The organism is Variovorax sp. Soil_C_17 (assembly GCF_057657265.1).
Window position 1 is genome coordinate 1,055,682 of sequence record NZ_JBDGIT010000001.1, and the last position, 12,914, is coordinate 1,068,595.

Annotated in this window: 9 protein-coding genes; all 9 read left to right on the plus strand. The window is 69.3% G+C overall.

From position 1 onward, the window contains the following. The first annotated feature begins 11 nt into the window (after positions 1-11). The 9 genes from AC3A6Y_RS05040 to AC3A6Y_RS05080 all read left to right on the plus strand — a co-directional run bounded on the left by AC3A6Y_RS05040 (position 12) and on the right by AC3A6Y_RS05080 (position 12,819). Complete coding sequence (locus tag AC3A6Y_RS05040) at positions 12-1,226, plus strand: ABC transporter substrate-binding protein (protein ID WP_487867125.1); 1,215 nt, start codon at positions 12-14, stop codon at positions 1,224-1,226. An 18-nt stretch (positions 1,227-1,244) separates the two neighbouring features. Then, positions 1,245-3,161: an ABC transporter permease gene (locus tag AC3A6Y_RS05045; protein ID WP_487867126.1), complete on the plus strand. Its 1,917-nt coding sequence runs from the start codon at positions 1,245-1,247 to the stop codon at positions 3,159-3,161. Then, on the plus strand, positions 3,158-3,961 hold the full coding sequence (locus AC3A6Y_RS05050) for an ABC transporter ATP-binding protein (RefSeq protein WP_487867127.1): 804 nt from the start codon (positions 3,158-3,160) through the stop codon (positions 3,959-3,961). The genes AC3A6Y_RS05045 and AC3A6Y_RS05050 overlap by 4 nt, the downstream gene beginning before the upstream one ends. Beyond that, on the plus strand, positions 3,958-4,692 hold the full coding sequence (locus tag AC3A6Y_RS05055; RefSeq protein WP_487867128.1) for an ABC transporter ATP-binding protein: 735 nt from the start codon (positions 3,958-3,960) through the stop codon (positions 4,690-4,692). The genes AC3A6Y_RS05050 and AC3A6Y_RS05055 overlap by 4 nt, the downstream gene beginning before the upstream one ends. A gap of 34 nt (positions 4,693-4,726) precedes the next feature. Further along, positions 4,727-5,452 (plus strand): bifunctional nicotinamidase/pyrazinamidase, encoded by a 726-nt coding sequence (gene pncA, locus AC3A6Y_RS05060; protein ID WP_487867129.1) that lies wholly within the window; start codon positions 4,727-4,729, stop codon positions 5,450-5,452. A gap of 16 nt (positions 5,453-5,468) precedes the next feature. Continuing rightward, complete coding sequence (locus tag AC3A6Y_RS05065) at positions 5,469-5,948, plus strand: (2Fe-2S)-binding protein (RefSeq protein ID WP_487867130.1); 480 nt, start codon at positions 5,469-5,471, stop codon at positions 5,946-5,948. Positions 5,949-6,003: 55 nt separating this feature from the next. Beyond that, positions 6,004-9,789, plus strand: coding sequence for a molybdopterin cofactor-binding domain-containing protein (locus AC3A6Y_RS05070; RefSeq protein ID WP_487867131.1), 3,786 nt, complete (start codon positions 6,004-6,006; stop codon positions 9,787-9,789). 135 nt (positions 9,790-9,924) lie between these two features. Beyond that, complete coding sequence (locus AC3A6Y_RS05075; RefSeq protein ID WP_487867132.1) at positions 9,925-11,109, plus strand: fumarylacetoacetate hydrolase family protein; 1,185 nt, start codon at positions 9,925-9,927, stop codon at positions 11,107-11,109. A 117-nt stretch (positions 11,110-11,226) separates the two neighbouring features. Further along, positions 11,227-12,819 (plus strand): Fic family protein, encoded by a 1,593-nt coding sequence (locus tag AC3A6Y_RS05080; protein WP_487867133.1) that lies wholly within the window; start codon positions 11,227-11,229, stop codon positions 12,817-12,819. Positions 12,820-12,914 lie beyond the last annotated feature (95 nt).

The following is a 12,914-nucleotide window of genomic DNA, read 5'->3' on the forward strand; positions in this document are numbered from 1 at the left end:
GGAGCTTTTCCATGAATCCCCTGCGTCATGTCTTCAGTGCGGCCGCCGTCGCTTCGCTTGCTGCCACCGCGCTCGTCCCCGCGCATGCGCAGGGCGTGATCAAGATCGGCGAGATCAACAGCTACAAGGCGCAGCCCGCCTTTCTCGAGCCCTACAAGAAGGGCATGGAGCTGGCGGTCGACGAGATCAACGCCGCGGGCGGCGTGAACGGCCGCAAGATCGAGCTCATCAGCCGCGACGACAACGCCAACCCCGGCGACGCGGTGCGCGTGGCCGAGGAGCTGGTTTCGCGCGAGAAGGTGGACCTGCTCGCCGGCACCTTCCTGTCGAACACCGGCCTGGCGGTCACCGACTTCGCCAAGCAGAAGAAGTTCTTCTTCCTGGCCGGCGAGCCGCTCACCGACAAGATCACCTGGCAGGGCGGCAACCAGTACACCTTCCGCCTGCGGCCAGGCACCTACATGCAGGCCGCGATGCTGGTGCCCGAGGCGGCCAAGCTCAAGAAGAAGCGCTGGGCCGTGGTCTACCCCAACTACGAGTACGGCCAGTCGGCGGTGGCGGCCTTCAAGAACCTGCTGAAGCAGGCGCAGCCCGACGTGGAGTTCGTGGCCGAGCAGGCCACGCCCCTCGGCAAGGTCGACGCCGGCAGCGTGGTGCAGGCGCTGGCCGATGCCAAGCCCGATGCGATCTTCAACGTGCTCTTCGGCGCCGATCTCTCGAAGTTCGTGCGCGAGGGCAACACGCGCGGCCTCTTCAAGGACCGCGAGGTGGTCAGCGTGCTGACCGGCGAGCCCGAGTACCTGGACCCGCTGAAGGACGAGGCGCCCAACGGCTGGATCGTGACGGGCTACCCGTGGTACGGCATCACCACGCCCGAGCACAAGAAGTTCGAGCAGGCCTACCAGGCCAAGTTCAAGGACTACCCGCGCCTGGGCTCGGTCGTGGGCTACAGCATGATCAAGTCGGCCGCAGCCGGCATCGCCAAGGCCAAGAGCACCGACACCGACAAGCTGGTCGCCGCTTTCAAGGGCCTGCAGGTCGACACGCCCTTCGGGAAGATCAGCTACCGGCCGGAAGACCACCAGTCGACCATGGGCGCCTTCGTGGGCCGCACCAAGAACGAAGGCGGCAAGGGCGTGATGGTCAACTACGTGTACCTCGACGGTGCCGATCCCAAGTACCAGCCGCCGGTCGAAGAGCTGAAGAAGTCCCGCGCCAACGACTGACCCACAGGCGGACGAGTCATGAGTTTTTCAGGTTTCATCGTCCAGCTCCTCAACGGGCTGGCGAGCGCGTCCTCGCTGTTCCTGGTGGCGGCGGGGTTGTCGTTGATCTTCGGCGTCACGCGGATCGTGAATTTCGCGCATGGCTCGTTCTTCATGGTCGGAATCTACGTCGCCTACACGCTGGTCGAGCGGCTGGGCACCGGCTTCGGCTTCTGGCCGGCGCTGGTCGTGGCGGCGTTGGCGGTGGGCGTGCTCGGCGCCTTGATCGAGGTGGTGCTGCTGCGCCGCATCTACAAGTCGCCCGAGCTGTTCCAGCTGCTCGCGACCTTCGCGCTGGTGCTGGTGATCAAGGACGCGGTGCTGTGGCTCTGGGGGCCCGACGAACTGCTGGGGCCGCGTGCGCCAGGGCTTTCCGGCTCGGTCGCCATCCTCGGGCGCCAGTTCCCGTCCTATGACCTGTTCCTGATCGTGGTCGGCCCGGTGGTGCTGGGCCTGGTGTGGATGCTGCTCACGCGCACCCGCTTCGGCACCCTGGTGCGCGCCGCCACGCAGGACCGCGAGATGGTCAGCGCGCTGGGCGTCAACCAAGCCTGGCTGTTCACGGCCGTGTTCGCCCTCGGCGCCATGCTGGCGGGCCTGGGCGGCGCGCTGCAGCTGCCGCGCGAGCCGGCCACGCTGGAGATGGACCTCAACACCATCGGCGCCGCCTTCGTCGTGGTGGTGGTGGGCGGCATGGGATCGATCCCCGGCGCCTACGCGGCCGCGCTGCTGATCGCCGAGATCAAGGCCATCTGCATCTGGCTGGGCGTGGTCGATGTCTTCGGCGTCAGCGTGTCCTTCTCCAAGCTGACGCTGGTGGTGGACTTCCTCGTGATGGCGGTGGTGCTGGTGTGGCGTCCCTGGGGCCTCTTCGGCCGGCCGCAGGCGCCCAGCCGCTACGTGGGCATGCAGGAGGAGCCGCTGCGCCGGCCCGGCAGGACCTACCTGGTGGCCGCGGCCGTCTTCGGCCTGGTGCTGGCGGCGGTGCCGATCTTCACCGCCGACTCGCCCTACACCACGGTGCTGATGATCGACCTGATGATCGCCGCGCTGTTCGCCACCAGCCTGCACTTCATCATGGGCCCGGCCGGCATGCATTCCTTCGGGCATGCGGCCTACTTCGGGCTCGGCGCGTACGGCGCCGCGCTGCTGGTGCGCACGAGCGGCATGCCGATGGAGCTGGCACTCGTCCTTGCGCCGCTGGTGGCGGCGGCCGGCGCCTTCGTCTACGGCTGGTTCGCGGTGCGGCTGTCGGGCGTGTACCTCGCGATGCTGACGCTGGCCTTCGCCCAGATCACCTGGGCCGTGACCTACCAGTGGGACACGTTCACCGGCGGCAGCAACGGGCTCACCGGCGTGTGGCCGGCGGCCTGGCTCTCGGACAAGCGGGTGTACTACTGGCTCACGCTGCTGCTGGTGGCGCTGGGCGTGCTGTGGCTGCGGCGCGTGTTGTTCTCGCCCTTCGGTTACGCGCTGCGCGCGGGCCGCGATTCGGTGCTGCGCGCGGACGCGATCGGCATCGACGTCAAGCGCATGCAGTGGGCTGCCTTCGTCATGGCCGGCGCGGCGGCGGGGCTGGCGGGAGCGCTCTATGCCTTCTCCAAGGGCAGCATCTCGCCGGAGTCGCTGAGCGTGGGCAAGTCGGTCGACGGGCTGGTGATGGTGTTGCTGGGCGGCATCCAGACGCTCGCAGGGCCGGTGGTGGGGGCCGTGACCTTCACCTGGCTGCATGACACGGTCGCGCGCAACACCGATTACTGGCGCGCGATGCTGGGCGGAATCATCCTGCTGCTGGTGCTGCTGTTCCCGCAGGGAATCGCCGGCTTTGCGAAGCAGCTGTTCGACAGGCGGCGGCATTCGAAGGATCCGGCCGAACTCAAGGAAGCCAAGGCATGAGCCTTCTCAAAGTCACGGAACTCGGCAAGTCCTTCGGCGGCGTCAAGGCCGTCGACGGCATCAGCTTCGAACTCGCCCCCGGCGAGCTGCTGGCGCTCATCGGCCCCAACGGCGCCGGCAAGTCCACCACTTTCAACATGGTCAACGGCCAACTGAAGGCCGACCGCGGCTCGATCCTGCTCGATGGCCAGGAGCTCGTGGGCCGCAAGCCGCGCGAGATCTGGCGCATGGGAGTGGGCCGCACCTTCCAGATCGCCGAGACCTTCGCCTCGCTCACGGTGGTGGAGAACGTGCAGATGGCGCTGCTCTCGCACGACCACAAGCTCTTCGCGACCTGGCGCCGCGCCGCCGACCACAAGCGCGAGGAGGCGCTGGCCCTGCTCGACCAGGTCGGCATGAAGGCCCAGGCCGACCGGCCCTGCAGCGTGCTGGCCTACGGCGACGTCAAGCGCGTCGAGCTCGCGATCGCGATGGCCAATTCGCCCAAGCTGCTGCTCATGGACGAGCCCACGGCCGGCATGGCCCCCAAGGAGCGCAACTCATTGATGGCCCTGACAAAGCAACTCGTGATCGACCGCGGCATGGCCGTGCTCTTCACCGAGCACAGCATGGACGTGGTCTTCGCCTATGCCGACCGCATGATCGTGCTGGCGCGCGGCCGCCTCATCGCGCAGGGCAAGCCGCTGGAGATCCGCGACCATCCCAAGGTGCAGGAGGTCTACTTCGGCAGCGGCAAGACCTTCGAGAAGATCGCCGAGAAGGCGGCCGCGGTGAACGCGGCGGTGGGAGAGCACGCATGAGTTCGCACGAGATGCTCCTGGAAGCCAAGGCGCTCTGCGCCTGGTACGGCGCCGCGCAGATCCTCTACGACGTCGACCTCGAAGTGCGGCGTGGCGAGGTGGTCGCGCTGATGGGCCGCAACGGCGCCGGCAAGTCCACCACGCTCAAGGCGCTGATCGGCATGCTCACCAAGCGCCGCGGCGCGGTGCGCTTTCTGGGCCACGACCTCTCCAAGTGCGAGCCGCACCAGGCCGCCAAGCTGGGCCTGGGCTTCGTGCCCGAGGACCGGCGCGTGTTCACCGACCTCACGGTGATGGAGAACCTCGAGGTGGGCAAGCAGCCCGCGCGCCGCTGGGCCGACGGCAGCGAGGCGCCGCTGTGGACGCCCGAGCGCCTGTTCACGCTCTTCCCCAATCTCGGCGAGATGCCGCAGCGCGCCGGTGGGCGCATGAGCGGCGGCGAGCAGCAGATGCTGACCGTCGCGCGCACGCTGATGGGCAACCCCTACCTCGTGCTGCTGGACGAGCCCTCCGAGGGCGTGGCGCCGGTGATCGTCGAGCAGATGGCCAACATGATCCTCGAGCTCAAGGCGCAGGGCGTGAGCATCCTGCTGTCGGAGCAGAACATGCACTTCGCCGAGCTGGTCTCCGATCGCGCCTACGTGCTGGAGAAAGGGCAGATCCGCTACCAGGCCTCGATGGCCGACCTGGCGACCAACGAGGAAGTACGGCGGGCCTACCTGTCCGTCTGAGCCAGAGCTTTTTCATCAACGAGGAGCGAACACCATGCACAACACGCACCGCAGAATCTTTCTCCAATCCGCCGCGGCATTGGGTCTGGCCGGCCTTTCGGCGCCGCTGTTCGCGGCGGCGAAGATCAGGCCTTCCGACAGGTCGGCGCTGATCGTGGTCGATGTGCAGAACTGCTTCGTCGACGGCGGCACGCTGCCGGTCAAGGGTGGCGCCGATGTGGTGCCGGTGATCAACAAGCTCTCCACCGCGTTCCAGAACATCGTGCTCACGCAGGACTGGCACACCCAAGGCCATGCCTCCTTCGCGAGTTCGCATCCGGGGCAGAAGCCCTTCAGCAGCATCAAGCTCGGCTACGGCAACCAGGTGCTGTGGCCCGACCACTGCGTGCAGGGCACGGAAGACGCCGCGCTGCACAAGGACCTGAAGCTGCCGAGCGCGCAGCTGATCATCCGCAAGGGCTACCACAAGGGCGTCGACAGCTACTCGGCCTTCGAGGAGGCCGACCGCAAGACGGCCACCGGCCTGGGGGGCTATCTCAAGGCGCGCGGCATCAAGACCGTGTTCGTGACCGGCCTGGCCACCGACTTCTGCGTGGCCTGGACCGCGCTCGATGCGCGCAAGGCGGGCTTCGAGGCCTATGTGATCGAGGACGCGACGCGCGCCATCGACCTGAACGGCTCGCTCGCCAAGGCCTGGAAGGAGATGCAGACCAAGGGCGTCAAGCGCATCCAGTCCACGGACATCGAGATCAGCGCCTGAGGAGCCCGCGCGCGCAATGCAGGAACTCGCACTGAAGGTCAACGGACGCGAGCGTGCGCTGTCGGTCCCCGAGGCAGCCTCGCTGCTGCACGTGCTGCGCAACGACCTCGCGCTCAACGGCCCCAAGTACGGCTGCGGGCTGGGCCAGTGCGGCGCCTGCACGGTGTGGGTCGACGGCGTGGCGGCGCGCGCCTGCGTGATCCCGGCGCATGGCGTGGCGGGCCGCGCCATCACCACGCTGGAAGGGCTCGGCTCGCGCGAGAAATGGCATCCCGTGCAACGGGCCTTCGAGGAGGCCCAGGCCGCGCAATGCGGCTACTGCCTCAATGGCATGGTGATGCAGGCCGCCGCGCTGCTGGCGCGCGAGCCGCACCCCGGCGGCGAGCGCATCCGCGCCGAGCTCTCGGGCAACTTGTGCCGTTGCGGCACGCATGTGGAGATCCTGGCCGCGGTGCAGTCTGCGGCCGAGCGGTTGGCAAAGGGCGAGCCCTCGTGAGCGCCGCCCGGCCGGCCGAAGGCGCTCGCAGCGCAGCCGAAGGCGAGGGTCGCCGATGACCCGGCGCGCCGAACAGCCGCGCACTCGCAGCGACTTCCTGAACGCCCGGGACGTCCTGGTGGTGGTGCGCGAGACGCCGCCCGCGCCGCCCGCAGCCAATGGCCAGCCCGCGGTGGTTGCGGGCAATCCCGCCGAAGGGCCCGAGATCCTGCTCGCGCTGTGGAGCGACGGCAGCGCGACTGCGCTGAACGGCCACGTGGACCTGGGCACCGGCATCCGCACCGCACTGGCCCAGGTGGTGGCCGAGGAGCTCGACCTGCCGCTGTCGCAGGTGCACATGGTGCTCGGCGACACGGCACGCGCGCCCAACCAGGGCGCGACCATCGCCAGCGCCTCGCTGCAGATCCACGCCGTGCCGCTGCGGCTGGCGGCGGCGCAGGCACGCGCCTGGCTGCTCGCGCAGGCTTCGGAGCGCTTCGGCGTGCAGCCTTCGCTGCTCGAGGTGCGCGAGGGCCGCATCCATGCCGGCGAGGACCCGGCCTTCAGCGTGCCCTTCGGCGAGCTGGTGGCCGGCACGCGCACCGTGCTGCAGCTGGACGGCGCGGCCCGGCTCAAGGACCCGAAGGACTACCGGCTCGTGGGCACTGCCGTCCCGCGCGTCGACATCCCCGCCAAGCTGGCGGGCGAGACGGTGTTCGTACACGACATGCGCGTGCCCGGCATGCTGCACGGCCGCGTGGTGCGCCCGCCCTACGCGGGCGCGGACCACGGCGACTTCATCGGCAACACGCTGGAGTCGGTCGACGAGTCGTCCATCGCCCACATTCCCGGCATCCGCGCCGTGGTGGTGATTCGCGATTTCGTCGGCATCGTGGCCGAGCGCGAGGAGCATGCGGAACAGGCGCTGCGCGAGCTGCGGGTGCGCTGGAAGGCCTGGCCGGGGCTGCCCGCACTCGATGACCTCGAAGGCGCGATCCGCGCCAACCCCGCGACACAGCGCCTGCTGGTCGACGAGGGGCGGGTGGACGAGGCACTCGCCAACGCCGCCCAGCCGATGCTGCGCACCTATGTGTGGCCCTACCAGATGCATGCCTCCATCGGCCCCTCGTGCGCGCTCGCGCACTGGCAGCCGGAGGGCGAGGCGGGCGTGCAGCTGCGCGTGTGGGCCGGCTCGCAGAACCCGCATGTGCTGCGCGCCGATCTTGCGAAGCTCATGGGCCTGGAGGACCTGGCGGTCGACGTGGTGCGCATGGAGGCCGCCGGCTGCTACGGCCGCAACGGCGCCGACGACGTGGCGGCCGACGCGGCCCTGCTCGCGCGCGCGGCCGGCGCGCCGGTGCGCGTGCAGCTCGCGCGCGAGCAGGAGCATGCGTGGGAGCCCAAGGGCGCCGCGCAGCTGATGCAGGTCAACGGCGGCCTCGACGCCGAGGGCGGCGTGGCGGCCTACGACTTCGAGACCTCCTATCCGTCGAACGGCGCGCCGACGCTGGCGCTGCTGCTGACGCGCACGGTCGAGCCGGTCGCGCAGGCCTTCGAGATGGGCGACCGCACCGCGCGACCGCCTTATGCCTACGAGAACCTGCGGGTCAAGGTCAACGACATGGCGCCCATCGTGCGCGCCTCCTGGCTGCGCGGCGTCTCGGCGCTGCCCAGCTCCTTCGCGCACGAGTCCTACGTCGACGAGCTGGCGACCGCGGCCGGCGTGGACCCGGTGGCCTTCCGCCTGCGCCACTTGCGCGATCCGCGCGCGGCCGAGCTGGTGCGCGAGACCGCGCAGAAGGCCGGCTGGCGCATGCGCACCGGGCCGCAGGAGGATGCCGACGGCGATCATCCTTCGAGGCCCGCCGATGCACGCGTGGGCCCGGGCGGCGACGTGCTCTTCGGCCAGGGCTTCGCCTACGCCCGCTATGTGCACAGCAAATGGCCCGGGTTCGGCGCGGCCTGGTCCGCCTGGGTGGCCGACGTCGAGGTGCACAAGAGCACCGGCGAGGTCCACGTGCGCCGCGTGGTGGTGGGCCACGACGCGGGGCTGATGGTGAACCCGGCCGGGGTCGAGCACCAGATCCACGGCAACGTGATCCAGACCACCAGCCGGGCCTTGAAGGAGCGCGTGCAGTTCGCGCCGCCCGCGCAGCCGTCCGGCGGCGAGACGCGGCCGGGCGTGCTGCCCGCGGGCGTGGTCGCGAGCCGCGAATGGGGCAGCTACCCGATCCTCAGCTTCCGCGAGGTGCCCGTGATCGAGGTCGTGCACATGCAGCGGCCGGGCGAGCCGCCGCTGGGAGCGGGGGAGTCGTCCTCGGTGCCGGGGACGGCGGCGATCGCGAATGCGATCTTCGATGCGACGGGCGTGCGCTTCAGGGCGCCGCCGTTCACCCCGGAGGTGGTGAGGGCTGCGCTGAATCCGCTGGCGTCTCCCGAGGCGCAGAAGGCCCCGCCGGGGGAGGGCGGCGGTGGGGGCAAGCGGGCGGTCGATGGTGGCGCCGTCGCGCCCCCATCCCAGCCTTCTTTCGGAGGGCGAAGGAGCAAGACCGAGGCGCCGTGGCCCCGAGGACGCGGTCTTCGGGCCACGGCCAGTGCCCTCGTCGTCGGCGGCCTCGGCCTCCTCGCGGGCCTCTTGGGCTGGCGCTCCACCATCGCCCCCGTCAGCCTGAGCGCCCCCGTCTACAGCCAGGCCACCATCGACCGCGGCCGCACCCTCGCCGCGCTCGGCGATTGCGCCGTCTGCCACACCGCCCCCGGCGGCACGCCCAATGCCGGCGGCCGCGCGATGGACACGCCCTTCGGCACCATCCATACCACCAACCTCACGCCCGACCCCGACACCGGCCTCGGCCGCTGGTCCTTCAGCGCCTTCCAGCGCGCGATGCGCGAGGGCATCTCGCGCGATGGCCACCATCTTTACCCGGCCTTCCCCTACACCGCCTTCGCCAAGACCAGCGACGACGACCTGCAGGCGCTCTACGCCTACTTCATGTCGCTTCCGCCCGTGCAGGCGCCCACGCCGGAGTCCGCGCTGAAGTTCCCCTTCGGCATCCGTCCGCTGATGGCCGGCTGGAACGCGCTCTTCCACGATCCCGCCCCCCTGCAGCCCAACCCGGGCCAGAGCGCCGAATGGAACCGCGGCGCCTACCTGGTCAACGGCCTGGGCCACTGCGGCGCGTGCCACACCCCGCGCAACGCCCTGGGCGCGGAGAAGGGCGGCAGCGCCTACCTGTCGGGCGCGATGGTCGAGGGCTGGGAGGCGCCCGCACTCACGGGGCTGTCCTCGAAGTCGGCCGTGCCGTGGAACGCCGAATCGCTCTACCGTTACCTGCGCAACGGCCACAGCCCCCAGCACGGCACGGCCGGCGGCCCGATGGCGGAGGTGGTGCGCGAGCTGGCCCAGGTGCCCGACGCGGACGTCCGCGCCATGGCCACCTACCTGGCCTCCTTCAACGCCCCTACCGGCGAGACCGAGGCCCAAGCGCAGGCGCAACGCGCGGTCGCCACCGCCGCCGCGCGCCAAGGCCAGCTGCTCGGCCCGGCCCAGCGCCTGTTCGACGGCGCCTGCGCCGCGTGCCACCACGACGGCAACGGCCCCACGCTGCTCGGCGCCAACGTGCCGCTCGCGCTCAACAGCAACCTGACGAGCGCGCGTCCCGACAACCTGCTGCGCACCATCCTCGACGGCGTGCGCGAGCCGGCCACGCGCGACATCGGCTTCATGCCCGCCTTCCGCGAGGCACTCGGCGATGCGCAGATCGCCGAGCTGGCCGGCTACATGCGCGCGCGCTTCGCGCCGCAGGAGCCGGCGTGGAAGGACCTGCAGTCGGCGGTCGCGCGAATTCGAAGCGGCGAATGACGACGGCCGACCGGAACGCAAAGGTTTCGGGAACGACGCGAGAAAGACATACAGAATGGTCGTCCTGAATTCCTTTACGCCTTTCGCAAAGCCTTCGCGTCCTCGGCGCCCGGTACCCCATTTCTTGGAGACAACATGCCCCAGCCCCTTTCGCTCGCTACCAGCCTTCCCCGCGATGCCGGGCGCGCCGCACTCATCGGCCGCCTCTGGCAACCCGATGTCGGGCCCACGCCGGTGGTGGTGCACGAAGGCGGCCTGCACGACCTGACGCGCCTCGCACCCACCACCAGCCAGTTGCTCGAGCTCGACGATCCCGTCGGACTGGTGCGCCAGGCCCTGCGCGACAACGACGCGCCGCGCATCGCGGCGCTCGACGTTTCGCTGGCCAACAGCGACGACGCCGCGCGCGATCCGGAGCTGCCGTGGCTGCTCGCGCCCTGCGATCTGCAGGCCGTCAAGGCCAGCGGCGTGACCTTCGTCGCCAGCCTGCTGGAGCGCGTGATCGAGGAGCAGGCGCGCGGCGATGCCTCCCGGGCCGAGACCATCCGCGCGGCGCTCGGCGGCGTGCTGGGCGACAACCTCGCGGGCATCGTGCCCGGCTCGCCGCAGGCGGCCCAGGTCAAGGAGGTGCTGATCGCGCAGGGCGCCTGGTCGCAGTACCTCGAAGTCGGCATCGGCCCCGATGCCGAGATCTTCACCAAGGCGCCGGTGCTGTCGGCGGTGGGTACCGGTGCCGACGTCGGCATCCATTCCGGTTCGGTCTGGAACAACCCGGAGCCCGAGGTGGTGCTGGCGGTCGACAGCCGCGGCCGCACCCTGGGCGCGGCGCTGGGCAACGACGTCAACCTGCGCGACTTCGAGGGCCGCAGCGCGCTGCTGCTGGGCAAGGCGAAGGACAACAACGCCTCCTGCGCGATCGGCCCTTTCATCCGCCTGTTCGACACGCATTTCGGCATCGACGACGTGCGCCGCATCACGGTGGCCCTGCGCGTCGCCGGGCCCGAGGGCTTCGTGCTCGAAGGATCGAGCTCGCTCGCGCAGATCAGCCGCGACCCGCTGGACCTGGTGTCGCAGGCGATCGGGCCGCATCACGCCTACCCGGACGGGCTGATGCTTTTCCTCGGCACCATGTTCGCGCCGACCCAGGACCGCCATGGCCCGGGGCAGGGCTTCACCCATGTGGTGGGCGACCGCGTCACCATCTCGGCGCCCGAGCTCGGCGCGCTCGAGAACCGCGTGGTGCATGCCGACCAGGCCGCGCGCTGGTCCTTCGGCATTGGCGCGCTGATGCGCAACCTGGCGGGGCGCGGCCTTCTCTAGCAACCAGATAGCAATAAAATCTAGCAACCGGAATACAATAAAACCTAGCAGTCAGTTTCAATCAAACCTGGCACTCGGCTGAGGCTGGCTCCGGGCGCAAGCAAGCAGGCGGAAATCATGGCAACGACCCGGCCTTCCAGCATCCGCGCGGCCACTCCCGCGCAGCGGCGCTTGGCTGCGGGCCTGGAAGCCTTGCACGCGTTGCAACAGCAGGGGCAGTCCGTCTTCAACACGAATGCGTTCTCGCGGGCCGACCGTGAAGCGCTCGTTGGAGCCGGGTACCTCCAGCCCGTGATTCAGGGTTGGTACATGTCCGCCAGCCCTTCGGCGAAGGCCGGCGACTCGACGCCATGGATCGCCGGCATGAAGGACTTCATTGCCGCCTATTGCAACGCCAGGTTTGGCGCGGACTGGTGCGTGGCCGCGGACTACTCGCTGAAACTGCACGCCGGCACCACGTTGTTGCCTCAACAGGTCGTCGTTCACGCGCCACTCGGCAAGAACGGCGTACTGGCCTTGCCGAACGGCTTCTCGCTCATGGACTACCAGGCGAGAGATTTTCCGGCGCCGGACCGGCGCGACAGCGTCGGCAACATCCGCACGATGACGCTGCCCCAGGCGCTCCTGAAGGCGCCCGAGAACTTCTTCAGGGCCTGCGCCCAGGATGCGCAGGTTGCATTGCTGTCGATCAGCGACGCATCGGAGCTCAGCCGTCTGCTCGCGGAAGGCAATCACCGCACGATCGCCGGTCGCCTGGCCGGTGCCTTCCGCGCGGTGGGCCGTGACGCCATTGCGGACGACATCGTCGGATTCATGCGCGCGCTGGGCAACCAGGTCGTCGAATCGAACCCGTTCGAGAGTTCGCCGCGAATCGTTCCAGGCGATCGCATCGAGTCGCCCTATGTCTCTCGATTGCGGCTCATGTGGGCTTCGATGCGCGAGGACGTGGCCCATGCCTTCCCGCGCAAGGAGCCGGGACTTCCGAGGGACATTCCGGCGTTCATGCAAGCCATCGAAGATGTCTACGTCACCGATGCCTACCATTCCTTGTCGATCGAGGGCTACAGAGTCACGCCGGAACTGATCCGTCGCGTGGCGAACGGGGACTGGAACGAAGACGCCCACGAGCAGGACCGGCAATCGAGAGACGCGATGGCGGCGCACGGCTACTGGCTGGCGCACAACGAAGTCAAGGCGACCATCCAGAAGATCTTCGCGGGTGCAAATGCAGGCGACGCCCTCAAACGGGATCACGGCGCCTGGTTCCGAGCCATGTTCTCGCCGAGCGTGACAGCCGGACTTCTCGCGCCGACCGACCTCGCCGGCTACCGTGGCCATCAGGTCTACATTCGCAACGCCCAGCACGTACCTCCGCCGCGCGAAGCGGTGCGGGAGATGATGCCCGTACTGTTCGAGTTGCTGCGCGAGGAGCCATCGGCCGTGGTGCGTTCGGTGCTGGGCCATTTCATGTTCGTTTTCATCCACCCGTACATGGACGGCAATGGACGGCTTGGGCGCTTCATCATGAACACGATGCTGGCGTCCGGCGGATTTCCCTGGACGGTGCTGCGGCTGGAAGACCGCGAGCGCTACATGTCGGCGCTGAACGCAGCGAGCAGCCAGGGCGCCATCAAGCTCTTTGCAGAATTCGCCGCTCAGAGCATGGCCGATGGCAAAAGAAGGGTGCGGACCGACGCGCCAGGGCCATGAGGCAGGTTTGCCGAGCCCCGCGGTGACCGCGCACCACATCCGCACCTTCGGCATCCAGCACAGCAGATAGCGGAGCCCAGTAAGACAATTTCCTC